A 15899-nucleotide genomic window follows, 5' to 3' on the forward strand; every position below is an offset into this window, starting at 1 on the left:
CGTTACTGGGCGAAGACCTGCTTGAAGTTGCGTCCCACCGCCGCGTCGAGCTCCGCCAGCGCCATCCCACGGTGTTCTGCAATGACGGCAGCCGTCCGGACGACCCAGGCCGGCTCGTTCCGCTTGCCGCGCAGGGGCACCGGTGCAAGATACGGACAATCGGTCTCGACCAGGAGTCGGTCAGCCGGCGTGCGTGCCGCGATCGTCCGGAGGTTCCCGGCTCTGGGAAAGGTCACGATTCCCGAGAACGAGAGCATTAAGCCGAGGGCAAGGGCACGATCCGCCAGCGCGTCCGTCCCTGAGAAGCAGTGAAACACCCCTCGCACGTCGCCCCGCCCTTCCTCCTCCAGAATCGACACGGTGTCTTCATCTGCCTCCCGCGTGTGGATGATGACCGGCCGGCGCAGCTCGCGCGCAAGACGCACCTGCACTCTGAATACGTCCCGCTGCACCTCCCGCGGAGAGAAATCGTAGTGGTAGTCGAGGCCAATCTCGCCAATGGCGCAGGCTCCAGGTGTCCGCGCATGGGCCGCTCGCACCCTCTCGGCGACCTCGTCCAGGCATGAGGAAAAGTCGTGTGCCTGATGGGGATGCGCCCCGATCGCGACGCGCAGATCCGGCCACGCCTGCAGGACGCGCGGCAATCGGCTCGCCTCGGCCTCGTCGCCGAGCGAGAGTATGCACACGCCGTCAGAAACGCCCGCCTCACGCGCCCGCCCGACAACCGCCTCGAGATCGCCCGCGAATGCCTCATCAGCCAGATGACAATGGCTATCGATCACGTGCGCCTACTTGATCCTGCTACCGGGCGGCGGCGGATTCTCGAAGCCAAGCAGCGCCGGAAGGCCGCCCTCTGGACTCGCCGCCAGCACCATCCCGTTCGACTCGATCCCCATCAACTTGGCCGGCTTCAGGTTCGCCACGACCACGATCGACCGGCCGACGAGCGCGTCGGCCTCGTACGCCTCGGCGATGCCCGCGACGATGGTGCGCTGCTCGGTGCCGAGGTCGATCTGCATCTTGATCAGCTTGCGCGAGCCCTTCACCTTCTCGGCGGCGAGGATCTTCGCGACCCGCAAGTCCACCTTTGCAAAATCCTCGATCGGGATCTTCTCGGCCGCGGCCGGCATCGACGTCGTCGCACCTGGCCCGGCCGGCACGCTCGGTGGAGTGACTGCCACCGGCGGATTTGCGGGCTCCGCTGGCGGGCTGGCCTGCTCGGGTGCTTTCCCTGTCGGCTCCTGACTCATCACGTTCTCCTGCTCCCGTTGGTTGGTTACCTGAACGGCTGGAACCGGGGAATCGATGCGCGGCCACAGCGGGTCGGCCCTGGCCACCACCCGTTCGCACAAGCCTCCCCACGCCGCGTCGAGGTCCAAACGCAGAGTCTCCGGCCCACGCGTTTCACCCATGCGCCGCAAGATCTCCGCACACGAGCCGGGCATCACCGGCATCAGCAAGATGGCCGAGATGCGGACCGCCTCGACGACGTCGGAGAGCACCTGCGTCAGCCGGTCCTCCTTCGCCTGCCGTGCCAGCGTCCAGGGCTCCGTTTCGGCGATGTACTCGTTGGCGGCGTCCACCAACGCGAAGGCGGCAAACGCGGCCTCGTGCAGCGCGTAGCGCTCCATGGCGGCCCGGTATCGCTGTACGGCGCTCGCCGCGACGTCTGCCAGTCGGCCCGGAGCGCCGGGCGCGGCGGGCAACCGGCCGCCCCGGTACTTGTCGGTCATCACGGCGAGGCGGTTGACCAGGTTTCCGAGGTTGTTGGCGAGGTCGACGTTGTAACGCTCCTCGAATCGCTCCCATGAAAAGTCCCCGTCCTGGCCGTACGGGATCTCCTTCACGAGGTACAGCCGCAGCGGATCGGGGCCAAACCGAGCGGCGGCATCGAGCGGATCGAGCACGGTGCCGAGCGTCTTGCTCATCCGCTGTCCTTTGTACTGCACGAACCCGTGGCCGAAGACCTGTCGCGGCAACGGCAGGCCGGCGCTCATCAGCATGGCCGGCCAGATCACGCAGTGGAACCGCGTGATGTCCTTTCCGACGATGTGGAGGTCGGCTGGCCACCACTGCTCGAACCCGTCGCCGTCGCGGCCGTAGCCAATCGCCGAAATGTAGTTGATGAGCGCGTCGAACCAGACGTACACGACGCTCGTCGAATCGAACGGAACCGGGATCCCCCAGAGCTGCCCGGCGCGGCTGATCGAAATATCCTCCAGGCCGCCCTCGAGCAATCTCAAGATCTCGTTCCGCCGAACGTCGGGTTGCAGGAACTCCGGGTGCTCGTCGTAGTGCGCGAGCAGCGCCTCACGATACCGTGACAGCCTGAAGAAGTGGTTCTTCTCGCGGATCCACTCGGGTTTGACGCCGTGAACGGGACAGAGCCCGTCGACCAGGTCCTTCTCGGGCTTGAAGGCCTCGCAGGACACGCAGTACGGCCCCTCGTAGAAGCCGTCGTAGAGATCGCCCGTTTCGGCGATCTTCTGCACCATCGCGCTCACGCCGACCCGATGACGCGGCTCCGTCGTGCGGATGAAGTCGTCGAACGAGATCTCGAGGCGCGCCCACGTGTCGCGAAATTCCCGCTCCATCTGGTCGCAGTACGCCAGCGGGTCGAGACCCCGTTCGATCGCACGTCGGTAGACGTTCTGCGAGTGCTCGTCGTTCCCCATGAGAAAGTGCGTACGCACGCCACACAAGCGCTTGTATCGCGCGATGACGTCGGCCGAGATCTTCTCGTACGCCGTACCGAGGTGCGGCCGGCTGTTCACGTAGTCGATTGCCGTGGTGAGGAAGAAGCGTGACATATCAGTTCGGTACCCAGTAGCCGGCAGTGACTGCTATCGGCGCGTTTGCCAGTATGCCTCGACGGCCAACGCCTGCACCTGCTTGACGGGCAGGCCCTTTTCCGTCGCGAGACGCACGCACTCATCGAACTCCGGCGCCGCGTTCACGACTTCGCCCCCACGGCAGGCCAGCTTGACCCGCACGGGCCCAATCGGCGTCTCGACGACCACGAATTCGCGATCCAGACACAGCCGGTTCAGTTCCTGATAGCGTAGCCCAATCGTCGTCGTTTCGCGAAAGACGATCGCGGCCAGCCCGTCGCGCAGGGCCGGGGCCGCAATCACCGTGAGCAGCGTTCCTGGCCTGTTCTTCTTCATCTGAACTGGCGTGTAGAACACTTCGAGAGCGCCGGCGGCGTACAGACGGTCGAGTACGACACCGAAGATCTGCGGGTTCATGTCGTCGATTTCGCACTCGAGCACGACCACGCGCTCCGCCTGCGCCGACTGGTCATCCTGCCCGATCAGGATCCGAAGGACGTTTGGCGTGCCCGCCACGTCGCGATCGCCGGCGCCGTACCCGACCCGGTCCACGCGCATGGCCGGCACAGGCCCGAACGAGGTCGCGTACCCCGAGACGAGCAGCGCACCGGTCGGCGTCACGGTTTCCATTTGCACGCCCGACGAGTAGACCGGGATGCCCTGGAGCAGCCGCAGGGTCGCCGGGGCCGGCACGGGGAAGATGCCGTGCGCGGACCGGACCATGCCGCCGCCCACGTTCAGGGGCGAGGCGACGATGCGATCGGCAGCCATCCACTCCAGACCGAACACGGCCCCGACGATATCGACGATCGAGTCGAGCGCGCCGACCTCGTGAAGGTGGACACGTTCGACCGGCATCTGGTGGATCTCCGCCTCTGCCTCGGCCAGCCGTCGAAACAGCTCCGCCGCCCTCGCCCTGGCCCGCTCCGACAATGCCGACCGCTCGATGAGCGCGATGATCTCCGCCAGGCTCCGGTGGCCGTGCGAGGTCGGGCTGATGTGTTCGCCCGGTGCATGATGGTGGTGCTCGCCGGCTCCGTGGTCGTGGGCGTGGTCGTGGTCGTGCGCATGGTCGTGAGCGTGCTCCTCGTGGGCAGGCTCGCCACCCTCGTGGAGATGGAACTTCGTGGCCGACAGACCGGACCGAAGCACGCGCTCGGCCGTGAGCCGGTAACCCGGGATCATCAGACTGCCCAGCGCGGCCTCGAGCTCGGCCAGCGGCAGCCCGGCATCGAGGAGCGCACCGAGCACCATGTCTCCCGAGGCCCCTGCGAAACAATCGAAGTAGAGTATTGTCGACATAGCCGTCAACCGTCAGAGAAAGCCCGCTTCTTTCAGGCTGCAGTATCGTCCGTCGCCGAGCACCACGTGATCGATCACCTGGATCCCCATCAACTGCCCGACCGCCACCATCCGCCGCGTCACCTGCACATCGTCCGGGCTCGGATGCGGATCCCCGGATGGGTGGTTGTGGAACAGCACCACCGCCGCTGCCGATGCGAGCAGGGCCTGGCGAAAGACCTCTCGCGGCTGAGCGGTGGTCGCGTCGAGCGACCCGACCGCAAGCAGGTTCGTCCGGAGCACCCGATGCCTGGCATCGAGGAGCACGACCCCGAACTGCTCCACCGGCCTGGCACTGTACTCCGGCATCAGATGCTCGGCCGCATCGCGCGGAGAGGTGATTTGAGGACGATCGGCCGGCCGCCTCGTGAGAACACGCCGCCCGATTTCCACCGCCGCCAGCATCTGCGCCGCCCGTGCCTGGCCCAGCCCCTTGATCACCAACAGTTCTTCAGCGTTTGTCTTGAGCAGTCCCTGCAGACCACCTGCGACATCGAGTACGGCGTTCGCCAACGCGAGCGCGCCGGCCTCCGCGGTTCCCGTGCCGAGCACGATCGCCAGCAGTTCGTTGTCGCCCAGCCCGGCGGTCCCAAGCCTGGCGAGCTTCTCGCGGGGCCGGTCGTCGGGGTGCACGTCTTTCACCGCCGCCACTCCAGTTAGTTATACTGCAAGATGATGCACCGTCGGACTTCGTGTTTCGTGCTGCTGGTCGGCTTGCTCTCGATTGCCGCGTGCGACTCGCCGCCAATCAAAGAGATGAGCGAGGCGAAGGCCGCCGTTGAGCGCGCCCGCACGGCGGGCGCGGAGCGCTACGCGTCGACCGAGTACCAGGCGGCGCAGGCGGCCCTTCGCCGATCCAACGAGTCCGTCTCCCAACGCGATTACCGGCAGGCGCTCGCCTTCGCCCTCGACAGCCGCGAACTGGCACAGACCGCCCTCCACGTGGCCGGCGAACAGAAGGCGGTGGCGCGTGACACTACGATGCGAGCGATTCGGACGCTCGAGCAGTCGATTGCCGGCGCAAGGCAGCAGATCGAGGCTGTCCAGGTGCCTGCACGCGCGCCGAAGACGCGCGCAGACCGGTTGCACGTGTCGGACCTGCGAAGGGCGATTGTCGTCGCGAATGTCGCGCTGCAAAAAGCGCGCGCGGCGGTTGCGGAGGACGACTACCCGGGGGCCAACCAGGCGTTGGCGGGGGCTGCAGAGCGTTTGAGGGCCGTTGTCGAAACAAAGACGGCGGACTCAGGGGCCGCCGCCCCGGCGGCAACGCGGTGATCCCGGCCCGGTTCGGGATCCGTGGCGAATCACCGGGCAGGAATTGCGTCGTGCGATCGCCCGCACGCGTGAGAAGTTACAATGCCCACTCCCCGCGCATGACGACCTCGGCCCAGCCCGTGAGATAGAGACCGTCCTCGAGCCACTCCACGCGCTGGGTGCCGCCCGGTGAGACCACCTGGACATCCCGGTTCGCGCCGCCGAACGCCGCCGACGCCACGGCCGCCGCGCACGCGCCGGTCCCAGACGCCATCGTCGGCCCCACGCCGCGTTCCCATATCAGGATTCGAACCTGGTCCGGGTTCTCGACGTGCGCGAACTCCACGTTCGTGCCTTCTGGAAATGCTTCGTGGTGCTCGAGGGCTCCACCGAGGCGGTGCATGCGCTCTTCACTGAGCGAGGTCTCCAGACGCACGCACTGAGGGTTCCCGACGCGAAGCGTGACCACGCGGAGCGGCGCACCCAGGACGTCGAGCGTCGTTTCGACGGGGGTCGTGGGGCGCCCCATCGCCGCACGGAACACCCAGTGCGCACCATCGCGACGAAGCAACTTCAGGCGCTTTTCGCCCGCATCGGTGTCGATGATGACCGCGTCGTCCGCCAGCAGGAAACCATGGACGTCGAGCAGCACGGCCGCCAGGCCCCGGACGCCGTTGCCAGACACCTCCGAGTAGCTCCCGTCGGCGTTCAGCAACTGCATCGAGGCGCCGCGCTGAGTACGGCGATACAGGATCAGCCCGTCGGCGCCGATGCCCGTATGTCGCGCGCACATGGTGCGGGCCACCGCCACACGGTCACGCCCATCGATCTGCGTGTCTTCGACGTAGAGGAAATCGTTGCCGTATGCGTGGGCCTTGACGACTGGGACCATCGGGTTACCTCCGGCAGAACGCGAGCAGGTGCCAGCCATATCGGCGCACGAGCGCCCGCGGCATGGCGTTGAACGTGCCGACGAAGAACGTGTTGTAGAGCGTCCCCTTCCACCCCTTGTGGAGGCGCGATTTGACCGGAAACCGCTCGGGCACCAGTTGTACGTCGCTGAACCCGGTCAGCAGGGCGCGGAACTCCGCCGCGCTGTACTTCCGCAGGACCGGAGCATCCTCGTGCTCGAGGTCGACTTTCATCAGCTTCGAGAGCAGGTTCAGCCACGAAATCCGGTTGTAGACCTGGAAGATCGCCTGGCCGCCAGGCTTCAACACCCGGCGGCACTCGTTCACCAACGCCTGGGCGTTGGACGTGTACTGCACCACGCCGTGCGCGAAGACGAGGTCGAAGGCGGCGTCGGGCAGCGGCAGATGCTCCCCGTCGGCCACCACCAGCGCCGCGGACAGCTTCCGCTGCTCGAAGTTCAGGCGAGCCAGGTCGATTGCGGACGGCGCGATATCCACGCCCGTCGCGATGGCGCCGGCCTGCGCGAACCGCACCAGGTCCACGCCCGTGCCGCAGCCCACGTCGAGCACATTCTTCCCGCGCTGGCCGTCGAAATCCACGAGCCGCAGCAGGTGATGGAGCTTGTCGAAGTGGTATTCGTCCAGGTCCGCGAAGAAACCGGGCGACCCTGGCGGGTTGCGACTGATGTCGAGGTCGTGGATCCGACTGTTCCAGTAGGTTCGCACGAGGTCGTTCGAGTCGAGAGCTTCAGATGTCATCACGGCCGAATACTATAGAATATCGGGTGGCGTTCGTCATTGGACTTCGTATCGTTCATCCTCGACTGCGTGTGCGGCATACATGAATCGTGATCTTACACGTCTCGCGGAGCGCTCGTTCGACCTCCTGGTGATCGGCGGTGGCATCCACGGGCTGGCGGCTGCCTACGATGCGGCGCAGCGAGGGCTGGCGGTGGCGCTCGTCGAGCGCGACGACTTCGGCTCGGCGGCGAGTTCCAACCATCTCAAGACGGTGCATGGCGGCCTGCGTTATCTGCAGACCGCCGACCTCAAGCGGATGCGCGAGTCGATTCTCGAGCGGCGGACCGTGGCGCGCCTCGCCCCACACCTGCTGACGCCGCTCCCCTTCCTGATGCCGACGTACTGGAAGCTGACGCGCAGCCGTCTCGCGATGCGAGTGGCATTCCTGGCCGACGCGGTGATCGGGCGCGATCGGAACGACGGCGTTGCCGCGAGACTTCGCCTGCCGGCGGGTCGGATCATCTCGCGAGCCGAGTGCCTGCGGCTGTTTCCTGACGTGCGCGCCAAGGGCCTGACGGGGGGCGCTACCTGGTTCGACTACCAGATGCGCAATACCGACAGGCTGACCTTCGCCTTCGCACTCGCGGCCGCTCGGGAGGGCGCGTGCCTGGCGAACCACCTGGAGGCCCAGCGCGCGCTCACCGAGGGCAAGCGGGTGGTTGGAGCCCGCGTCCGCGACGTGCTGACGGGCGACGAGTTCGATGTGCGAGCCCGGGTCACGCTGAACGCGGCTGGCGCCGGGGCGGGCCGGCTCATGTCGGCCTTCGGCGTCGCACAGTCGTTCCCGCTCCTCAAGGCGATGAACCTCGTGACGCGGCGGCCGATGTCGGGGCCCGCACTCGCCTCGTCCACCGACGACGGGCGCATGCTGTTCGTTGTCCCCTGGAACGGCCTTGCCGTCGCTGGCACGTCCCACTCGCAGGAGATGTGCGACGTCGACGCCTCGGCGGTCAGCACGCAGGAACTCCAAAAGTTCATCGACGAGGTGAACCAGGCGTTCCCCGCCCTCCGTCTGACGCCCGACGACGTCACGCTCGTGCACCGCGGCATCGTGCCCGCCTCGAAGTCGAGGAGAGGCGAAATCGGACTCGAGGGGCACTACGGAATCCGCGACCATGCTCGCGAGGGAGTGGAAGGGGCGGTCTCGCTCATTGGTGTGAAATACACAACGGCGCGCGGCGTCGCGGCCGAGGCCGTCAATCTGGTGGTCCGGAAGGCCGGACGCATTGCCGCCTGCCGCACGGCGGACGTTCCGCTGCCCGGGGGAGACGGGGGCGACCTCGACGTGCTCGTCGCCGGGGCTCGGCGGCAGGCGCCCGAACAGGTCGACGACGAGTCGCTTCGGCAGATCGTGGAAACGTACGGCAGCGGTACGGACGAGGTGTTCGCGCTGGCGCGCTCGCAGCGAGCACTCGCCGGTCGGGTCTCGCCGGACGCGCCAGTGATCCGCGCGCAGGTTGTGCACGCGATCCGGTCGGAAATGGCGTGCAGCCTCGTCGATGTGGTGACGCGCCGGCTGCCGCTCGGGGCAGGCCGCCACCCCGGGCAGGGCGTGGCAGAAGGCTGCGTGGCCGTCATGGCCGGCGAGTTGATCTGGAGTCAGTCCCGGGTCGAGCAGGAGCTGCTCGCGCTCGAGCAGTTCTACGCGCCCGTCCGCTTGCTGTAGCGCGCATCCTCCGAGCCGCGTCACCCTTTGGGCGTGAACGCTTTGAACATGTAGGTCACGCCCGCCGTGAAACCGAAGCTGGGGTCGCGGGTCGTCAGACCGAGCAGCAGTCCGGCATCGACGCGCGCGGCCCCGTACGTGTACCGCGCTCCGGCTCGAATCATACTTCGGCTCTCCGTGCCGATCGGCGCCTCGCCCGACCGCAGGCTCGCCCGGCCATTCAACTCACCCACGACGTCGATCTTGTCCGTAACGGCGCGCGCGATCGATCCGCCGTAGGTCAGCACGTCGTTCTGGCTCCGCCCGGCGACAGGGTCCGGCAGGATGCCCAGCCCGAGATTTCCCACGAAGCGGATCGACTGGATGGTCTTACCGAACGACAGGGACGTGTAGAAATCGATCGTGTTCAGCCCGATCCCGTTCGGGTGCTTCGAGTTCGGGAGCTTCGTCGCAAAGGCGAAGGCCACAGCCGGCCGTGACGACGACTCCGACAGCAGCCGAACCTTGGCGCCAATCACCATGTCCACGACATCGGTCGTCCGGTCGCCGTTCATGACGACCTGATCGGCGAGCGGCGCCAGCGAGCGTGATCCGACGCTCAGCCGCTGATAGGGCCCGCCGGTCAGCTGGATCTCCGCGATGTCACTCACACCGACGACGAGGCCCAGCATGGGGAGACGCAGCAGATTCCCATGCAGACCCGAGGCGGGAAAGAACAGGTCGATGCCGTAGTCGAATCCAGCCTCGACGAGGACGTGCCCCGCGCCAACCGACTCCGGGTCCTGCGTCACCAGCGGCCGCTGTTGAGCAAGAGCAGGCCCGGCGGCGAGACAGAACAGCCCGACGAGCAGCATGAGCCCCGGCAGGACCCTGCCGGCCACGCGAACGGTGTGAGAAGTCATGCCCGACATTTTGCCACGATTCGGCGGAGTCTCGCAGCGGCTACACGTGCTCGGTATCGAGGAGGATCGTGACGGGACCGTCGTTGACGAGCTCCACCTGCATGTGCGCCTGGAAGACGCCCGTGGCCACCGGAACGCCTGATTCGCGGAGCAGGCCGACGAAATCCTCGTACAACGCTTTGGCGTGGGCAGGAGGCGCAGCGCCATCGAACGACGGCCGCCGGCCCTTCCGACAGTCGCCGTAGAGCGTGAACTGAGACACAGCGAGAATCGAGCCGCCCACGTCCACGACCGAGCGGTTCATCTTGCCCTCATCGTCCCCAAAGATTCGGAGGCCGACGACCTTCCCGGCGAGGTATCGGGCTTGCTCGATCGTATCGCTCAGCGTGACGCCGAGCAGCACCAGCAGCCCTGGCCCGATCCCACCAACGGCCTGACCCTCAACGGTGACCCGCGACGAGCTGACGCGCTGAATCACGGCTCGCATGCGCCCTCATCGACTTCCGGGGTCTTTCGGATCGTGGGCTGACGGCAGCCGCGTCCGCGCACGTAGAGCCGCCGGCGGGTTGAGCCGGGAATCGAGCAAGTGTGTCGGTGCGACGTTCCGCAGCGCACCCAGCATCGAGTTCTTCACGCCAGGGTGCTCACGTTCCAGGTCGAGCAGCAAGCGCTTGACCCGCTGGCGCTGCAGGCTCAGGTCGCCGCACGCGGGACAGCAGCAGCCCACGATCGGCAGCCCGCACTCCTTCGCGTAGGCGCGGGCCTCGGACTCGAACACGTAGACCAGCGGTCTGATCACGACGTGGGCGCCGTTGTCCGAGACGAGCCGCGCCGGCATCGCCTTCAGGTTTCCCTCGAAGAAGAGGTTCAGCAGCAGCGTTTCGATGCAGTCGTCGGCATGATGACCGAGCGCGATCTTGGTCGCGCCGATCTCCGAAGCCAGCCGGTACAGCACGCCGCGCCGCAGACGGCCGCAGAGCGAACACGGCGTGTCGCCGGTATCGAGCAGATCCTCCATCACCTCGCCGATCGTCGTGTGCTCGATCCAACACTCCCACCCGTGCTCGGCACACGTCCGCGAAATCGTCGCGTGGTCGTACTCGGCGTAGCCCGAGTCCACGTTGACGCCAATCAGCGAGAAGTTGATCTTGGCGCGCCGACGCAGGACATCGAGGATCTGGAGCAGCGCCCAGCTGTCCTTTCCCCCCGACAGGCCGACGAGGATGCGGTCCCCCTCTTCGATCATCTGGAAGTCGGAGATCGCCTGGGTCGTTTTCTTCGCAATCCGCGTTTCGAGGGGAGACCGATAGGGCATCAGACCATCACCAACCGTTCGACGACGCGTGGCCACGTCAGCGTGGCCAGGGTGTCGGCACCTGCCGCGCCCAGGCGGGCAGCCAGCGTCTCGTCGGCGGCGAGCCGCGCCAGCGCAGAAGCGAGGGCCTCCGGAGCAGGCGCCGTCACGAATCCCTCGACGCCGTCGTGCACGAGTTCGGCCGGGCCGCCACTGTCCGTGCACGTGACCACCGGCTTCCGCGCGGCGAATGCCTCGACCGTCACGAACCCGAAATCCTCGGCTTTGGCCGGAAAACACACTGCGCGGCAGCGCGCCAGATGCTCGACCAGTTGGCCGGCATCGACAGCACCCGCGAGCGTAACGCGGCGCTCGAGCCCGAGCGTCGTCACGAGCTGCCGCAGGTCTCCGCGCATCTCGCCGTCGCCGGCGATCACGCACCGTACGGCCGCGGCTTCCGGCCTCGCCAGCGCCCTCACGAGCAGGTCGAGGCGCTTGAGCGGCGTGAGCCGGGACACGGCGAAGATGTAGTCGCCGTATCCGTCGCACCGGTACGGCCGCGGAGGGGGCGGGGGATACAGGACGTCAGCCCGAATCCCACCCATCCGCTGGAGCCGCTCCTGAATGGTCCTCGACTGCGCGAACAGCCGTCTCACGTTGTGGCGCAGCAGGTAACCGTCGGCGGCATGAATGAGGCGTCGGCGAATCGCCTCCTTCACGCGCTGGAGCGGAGTGAGCGTGGCCCGGAGCGCCGGCCACAGGTCGTAGTACTCGCGCATCCGGTGATTCAGCCAGCACACGTGCGCATCGTGACGCACCGCATAACTCGGGTACCGGAAGCTGATCACTTGATCGATCGGCCTGCCGTCCTGCGCCATCCCGAGGTCGGTGAACCACGCGGCCCCGTAGGCGCCGGCCTGGCGTCCGAACCGATTCTGGGGTGTGGTCACGGCCTCCGCCTCGTGCCCTGCCTCGCGCAGCGCCTGCACGAGGGACTGGACGATGACCAGGTGGCCTCCCCCCCCGAACGGCTGCCCCGACGTGACAACGGCAATACGGCTCATGGCGCCGCTCTCACACCTGCATCTCGCGGGTACCGACGATGCGCGCGGGAATGCCCACGGCGACCGACCGCTCGGGGACATCGCTCTTGACCACCGCCCCGGCGCCGATGATCGCATCGGCGCCAATCGCCACGCCGTCCATCACTTTCACGCCGGCGCCCATCCAGACTCCGGTTCCAATGCTGACCCCGGCGGATGTCCGTCGCTGGAGCGTGACCGGCAGCGAGGCGTCCGTCCGATCGTGATCGCCGCCGATGACATAGCAGTAGGCGGCAAACAGCGCATTCGCGCCGATGGTGACGCGGCTGGCCGAGAACACCTCGCAGTTGAAACCGAGATTCGTCCCGTCGCCGAGTTCGATGTCGCCGTTCTTGCAGGAGAGGATCGTGTTGCGGCCCAGGAAGACGCCGTTGCCGAGCGTGATCCCGGAGTTGTCATCCCCCTTCGCGTCGATCAGGCAGTTGTCGTCAATCACCACATCGCTGCCCAGGCGGATCTTGTGCGGGTGCCTCAGCACGACGTTGTGGCCGAAGACCACGTTCCGTCCGCATGCGCCGAGCAACCGCCGATAGAAGACCTTCCGCAGCGCGAGGCCGAGCGCGCCGGGCACGGCCTGTGATGCGAGCACCGTCAACTCGTACTGAAGCAGTGCGCCGAGACCGGGACGGCCGATCACCAACCGCGCGTACTTCTCGCGGGCGGAGAGGCGACGGTCCGACAGTTGGTCCTGAACGCGCGGGATGTCAGCCATCTACAACCACCCCTTCGCCCGATACCACCCGAGAGTTCGCCGGATGCCGTCGCGCAGGCCCACCTGGGGCGCGTATCCGAGCTCACGCCGAGCACGACCGATGTCGAACGCGCGGCTCTTCGTGAAGAAGTCCACGCGGCGGCGGTAGATCGGCGGTTCGATCCGAAACGGCACACAAACCGCCTCGCACAGCGCTCCAGCGGCCCAGAACGGCCAGACCGGCAACCGGAGCGCCGGAGGCTTCACCTCCGCCTCCTCCGCGATGAGACCGACCAGGGCCCGCAGCGTTCCGACTTCCGCTCCGGCGAGGATGTAGGTGCGGCCTGCCGCTCCTGCGACTGTGCCGCACAAATGAAAACCCTCGACCAGGTCGTCGATGTAGGTCAGATGGTAATAGATGTCGCCCCGCCCGAGGATCACAAAACGGCGTCTGGCTACTCCCCGGAAGAGCTTGAGGAGGCGACGGTCGCCCGGTCCGTAAATGCCGCTCGGCCGCGCGATGACCAGTTCCATCCCGGTCTCCTGCGCCGCGGTCCGGGCCATCCGCTCGCCGTCGAGTTTCGTGTCCTGGTAGACGTCGCCGGGGCGCAGCGGTGCGTCCTCGTTGCCCGGCGGATGCTCGACGTCCCCATGCACGCCGACGGTACTGCAGTGGACGAGGCGGCGGACCCCGGCGTGGGCGGCGGTGCGGACCAGGGCCTCGATGCCTGCGGCATTCACCGCGCGATACTCGGCGGCAGGCACGCCCGCCTGTCGGTAGATCGCCGCGATGTTGTACACGGTCGTCATGCCCTCGACGGCCCTTGCGAGCGACTGGACGTCCTTGAGATCGCCCGGGACCACCTCGAGGCCGCCTGACGACAGGTCAGCGCAGCGCGAGGGATCCCTCGCGATCACGCGGACCGCGTAACCCTTCGCTTGCAGCGCGCGAGCCAGATGACCACCGGTGAAGCCGGTTGCGCCGGTCACGAGGACGCGGTCCGAGCTCATCGTGATCGTCCTTCCCCTCGGATCGCAACAACCGTCACGGGCGACCCGAACAGGCGCAGCAGGCCGAGCCGCGCGAGCAGACCCTCGCTGGCCGCCGTGAACGCGCGGGCTCCGATCGCCTTGTGCAGGGCAATCGGCAGCACGAACTGTCGGTGGCACCGCGCGATCCGGAAGCCGTGACTCGCCAGCTCCGCTCGAATCGCGCCACTGCGAAAGACCCGGTACGCCTCCGTCCGGCTGCCCAACGCCGCCGCCAGATGTCTGCCTGCCGCCTGGAGGGCGGCCGCGCTGGCCAGCGCCGGATAGTCGAAGACCACCCGCTCCCGGGCCACCCGGCACAACTCGCCGAGGCACCTGCGCCAGTCGGGTGTGTGCATCAACACGCGCAGGCTCACAGCCGTGTCGAACGTCGCGTCGCCGAAGCCGATGGCGTGGGCGTCCCCCTCCTGGAAGTCGACCGACAGCCCCTCGGCCCGCGCACGTGCCCGGGCAACGTCGAGCATCTGCGCGGATGCGTCGATACCGGTCACCTGGGCGCCGCGTCGCGCGAGCGCGAGTGCCGCCCGCCCGGTTCCTGTGCCGACGTCGAGCACGGTCCGACGAGCCAGTTCAGGGAGGAAATCGACGAGCACCTGTTCCTGAGTGTCCGCGAGGAGTGTTCCGATGGGACCGCTGAATCGAAGTCGATCGAATCGGCCTGCATGAGCCGGATCGGCGTAGACAGCGTAGCTGTAGTGATCTGATGGCGGCACGGGCGGCCGTCCGTTCGGTTCGGTCAACGGACTCCTCCTGCGCCCGCGGGAAGGGGCTCTCCGGTCAGTTGCGCCACCGCCTGCCGGGTGCGGCCGACGTATGCCTCGTAGCTGTATTTCGTCTCGGCGAGCGTGCTGGCCCGACGCCCCAGTTCGAGCGCCGCCGCCGGGTCGGCCAACGCTTGCATGATCCCCTGCGCAAGACCTTCAGCGCTCGGTTCGGTCAGAATCGAGATGTCGTCGGTCAGCACCTGGGTGTGTGTCAGCAGCCGCGTGGCGACAATCGGCCGGCCTGCCCTCAGGTACTGATAGATCTTCAGGGGCGTATTCGTCCCCGTACTCCGAGGGGACACCAGCACGTCGGCGGCGTCCAGGAACTGGGGGATCTCCTCCGCCGGGCGCTCGCCGGTGAAGACCGTTACCGCGCCAATTCCCGCGCGGTGGGCCTGCTCGCGTGCGCGCTCGACCTGCTCGGGACGTCCTCCGGCCAGCAGCAACCGGGCGTCAGGCCGCTGCCCGGTCACGACGGCCATGGCCGAGAACAGGAGGTCGAGTCCCTGATAGGCCTCGAAGGTGCCGGTGTAGACCACCAGTGGCGTGGACGCCGACAGGCCGAACTCCTGCCGGGTCCGGAGGCCCTGCCCGGCCACCGGCGCTCCCCCCGAGCCCGGGGCGTTCTCGATCAGCACCGGCGTCGCGTCCGGAGCCACCTGCCTCACCGTCTCCGCCAGTTGCGGGCAGATGACGATGATGGCCTGCGAACGGGTGATGAACAGCCGCTCCATCCATCGGAAAACCGCCAGCAGGACGCGCGAGCGGCTGAACGAGAAGTTGCTCAACTGCTGCGGCAGGCTCGAGTGCATGTCGTACAAGTGAGGTCGCCGGAACAGCGCCGCCAGAACGATCCCGATCAGCGCCCCTTCCTCGTGCGAGTGAATCGCATCGTACCGTTCCGCAAGCGCCCGCCGGAAGGCCGTGAGCGACAGCGCGAGGTCGAGCGGGATCTTGGCCATTGACGGCCCGATCTTGATACGCGTCACGAACGGCGGCCGGAGGCACCTGAAGACCCGCAGGCCCGGCAGCGGCATGTCGCGGCCAAACGGGTAGGTCACGAGGTCGACCGTATGTCCGAGGTCCGTGAGGGCCCGAATCCGGTGGTACTCGCTGAACGGCGTGCCGCGAGGCTCGAAGAACGGCTCCGGGGCGATCATCAGTATCCGCATGGGTTGAGCGCACCCGACGCCAGAGGAGACGGGAGTGAAGAATCTGGTGCCTGAAACCCACCGATTATATGGGGTCAGCCGGCGAAAGATCAACGTAACCGCAAGCCCGCCCCGCGGCG

At 67.3% G+C, this 15899-nt stretch carries 16 protein-coding genes; 2 read left to right on the forward strand and 14 right to left on the reverse strand.

The features are described from left to right. Positions 1-2: 2 nt before the first annotated feature. Genes VGK32_06810 through radC form a run of 4 tightly spaced genes read right to left on the reverse strand, consistent with a single transcriptional unit; the run spans position 3 to position 4814 of the window. Positions 3-782 carry a TatD family hydrolase gene (locus VGK32_06810; protein ID HEY3381460.1) on the reverse strand — a complete coding sequence of 260 codons (780 nt, stop codon included), beginning with the start codon at positions 780-782 and terminating at the stop codon, positions 3-5. Positions 783-788: 6 nt separating this feature from the next. Beyond that, positions 789-2810 (reverse strand): methionine--tRNA ligase, encoded by a 2022-nt coding sequence (metG, locus tag VGK32_06815; GenBank protein ID HEY3381461.1) that lies wholly within the window; start codon positions 2808-2810, stop codon positions 789-791. A 33-nt stretch (positions 2811-2843) separates the two neighbouring features. Next, positions 2844-4133 carry a nickel pincer cofactor biosynthesis protein LarC gene (gene larC / locus VGK32_06820; GenBank protein ID HEY3381462.1) on the reverse strand — a complete coding sequence of 430 codons (1290 nt, stop codon included), beginning with the start codon at positions 4131-4133 and terminating at the stop codon, positions 2844-2846. A gap of 12 nt (positions 4134-4145) precedes the next feature. Next, positions 4146-4814 (reverse strand): DNA repair protein RadC, encoded by a 669-nt coding sequence (gene radC, locus VGK32_06825; protein ID HEY3381463.1) that lies wholly within the window; start codon positions 4812-4814, stop codon positions 4146-4148. A gap of 30 nt (positions 4815-4844) precedes the next feature. On the opposite strand from radC, the gene VGK32_06830 reads away from it, so the two are divergent. Then, entirely contained in the window at positions 4845-5447 is a 603-nt protein-coding gene (locus VGK32_06830; protein ID HEY3381464.1) for a DUF4398 domain-containing protein, read from the forward strand. Positions 5448-5523: 76 nt separating this feature from the next. Here VGK32_06830 and dapF read toward each other — a convergent pair whose 3' ends face one another. Continuing rightward, complete coding sequence (dapF, locus tag VGK32_06835) at positions 5524-6318, reverse strand: diaminopimelate epimerase (protein ID HEY3381465.1); 795 nt, start codon at positions 6316-6318, stop codon at positions 5524-5526. Between the two features lie 4 nt (positions 6319-6322). Beyond that, positions 6323-7096 carry a methyltransferase domain-containing protein gene (locus VGK32_06840; protein HEY3381466.1) on the reverse strand — a complete coding sequence of 258 codons (774 nt, stop codon included), beginning with the start codon at positions 7094-7096 and terminating at the stop codon, positions 6323-6325. An 82-nt stretch (positions 7097-7178) separates the two neighbouring features. On the opposite strand from VGK32_06840, the gene VGK32_06845 reads away from it, so the two are divergent. Then, a complete protein-coding gene (locus tag VGK32_06845; GenBank protein ID HEY3381467.1) occupies positions 7179-8804 on the forward strand; it encodes a glycerol-3-phosphate dehydrogenase/oxidase in 1626 nt (541 codons plus the stop codon). Positions 8805-8824: 20 nt separating this feature from the next. On the opposite strand, the gene VGK32_06850 is transcribed toward VGK32_06845, so the two are convergent. From VGK32_06850 to VGK32_06885, 8 genes are read right to left on the reverse strand one after another with little or no spacing between them, the layout of a single operon-like run. Then, positions 8825-9706: a transporter gene (locus tag VGK32_06850; GenBank protein ID HEY3381468.1), complete on the reverse strand. Its 882-nt coding sequence runs from the start codon at positions 9704-9706 to the stop codon at positions 8825-8827. Between the two features lie 40 nt (positions 9707-9746). Then, positions 9747-10193 (reverse strand): D-aminoacyl-tRNA deacylase, encoded by a 447-nt coding sequence (gene dtd / locus VGK32_06855; protein HEY3381469.1) that lies wholly within the window; start codon positions 10191-10193, stop codon positions 9747-9749. 6 nt (positions 10194-10199) lie between these two features. Continuing rightward, a complete protein-coding gene (gene ttcA, locus VGK32_06860) occupies positions 10200-11021 on the reverse strand; it encodes a tRNA 2-thiocytidine(32) synthetase TtcA (protein HEY3381470.1) in 822 nt (273 codons plus the stop codon). After that, on the reverse strand, positions 11021-12064 hold the full coding sequence (locus tag VGK32_06865; GenBank protein ID HEY3381471.1) for a glycosyltransferase family 4 protein: 1044 nt from the start codon (positions 12062-12064) through the stop codon (positions 11021-11023). The genes ttcA and VGK32_06865 overlap by 1 nt, the downstream gene beginning before the upstream one ends. 10 nt (positions 12065-12074) lie before the next feature. Further along, positions 12075-12815 (reverse strand): acyltransferase, encoded by a 741-nt coding sequence (locus VGK32_06870; protein ID HEY3381472.1) that lies wholly within the window; start codon positions 12813-12815, stop codon positions 12075-12077. Further along, entirely contained in the window at positions 12816-13805 is a 990-nt protein-coding gene (locus VGK32_06875) for an NAD-dependent epimerase/dehydratase family protein (GenBank protein ID HEY3381473.1), read from the reverse strand. Continuing rightward, positions 13802-14584, reverse strand: coding sequence for a class I SAM-dependent methyltransferase (locus VGK32_06880; protein HEY3381474.1), 783 nt, complete (start codon positions 14582-14584; stop codon positions 13802-13804). Before VGK32_06880 ends, VGK32_06875 begins: the two co-directional genes overlap by 4 nt. After that, a complete protein-coding gene (locus VGK32_06885; protein HEY3381475.1) occupies positions 14581-15780 on the reverse strand; it encodes a glycosyltransferase in 1200 nt (399 codons plus the stop codon). The genes VGK32_06880 and VGK32_06885 overlap by 4 nt, the downstream gene beginning before the upstream one ends. Between the last annotated feature and the right edge of the window lie 119 nt (positions 15781-15899).

It is taken from the genome of Vicinamibacterales bacterium, assembly GCA_036504215.1.
Taxonomy (GTDB): domain Bacteria; phylum Acidobacteriota; class Vicinamibacteria; order Vicinamibacterales; family Fen-181; genus FEN-299.

Excerpts from the sequence above, each read along its gene's own strand:
- metG (HEY3381461.1), bottom strand. The coding sequence starts at position 2,810 with ATGTCACGCTTCTTCCTCACCACGGCAATCGACTACGTGAACAGCCGG.
- larC (HEY3381462.1), bottom strand. The coding sequence starts at position 4,133 with ATGTCGACAATACTCTACTTCGATTGTTTCGCAGGGGCCTCGGGAGAC.
- VGK32_06830 (HEY3381464.1), top strand. The coding sequence starts at position 4,845 with ATGATGCACCGTCGGACTTCGTGTTTCGTGCTGCTGGTCGGCTTGCTC.
- dapF (HEY3381465.1), bottom strand. The coding sequence starts at position 6,318 with ATGGTCCCAGTCGTCAAGGCCCACGCATACGGCAACGATTTCCTCTAC.
- VGK32_06840 (HEY3381466.1), bottom strand. The coding sequence starts at position 7,096 with ATGACATCTGAAGCTCTCGACTCGAACGACCTCGTGCGAACCTACTGG.
- VGK32_06845 (HEY3381467.1), top strand. The coding sequence starts at position 7,179 with ATGAATCGTGATCTTACACGTCTCGCGGAGCGCTCGTTCGACCTCCTG.
- VGK32_06850 (HEY3381468.1), bottom strand. The coding sequence starts at position 9,706 with ATGACTTCTCACACCGTTCGCGTGGCCGGCAGGGTCCTGCCGGGGCTC.
- dtd (HEY3381469.1), bottom strand. The coding sequence starts at position 10,193 with ATGCGAGCCGTGATTCAGCGCGTCAGCTCGTCGCGGGTCACCGTTGAG.
- ttcA (HEY3381470.1), bottom strand. The coding sequence starts at position 11,021 with ATGCCCTATCGGTCTCCCCTCGAAACGCGGATTGCGAAGAAAACGACC.
- VGK32_06865 (HEY3381471.1), bottom strand. The coding sequence starts at position 12,064 with ATGAGCCGTATTGCCGTTGTCACGTCGGGGCAGCCGTTCGGGGGGGGA.
- VGK32_06870 (HEY3381472.1), bottom strand. The coding sequence starts at position 12,815 with ATGGCTGACATCCCGCGCGTTCAGGACCAACTGTCGGACCGTCGCCTC.
- VGK32_06875 (HEY3381473.1), bottom strand. The coding sequence starts at position 13,805 with ATGAGCTCGGACCGCGTCCTCGTGACCGGCGCAACCGGCTTCACCGGT.
- VGK32_06885 (HEY3381475.1), bottom strand. The coding sequence starts at position 15,780 with ATGCGGATACTGATGATCGCCCCGGAGCCGTTCTTCGAGCCTCGCGGC.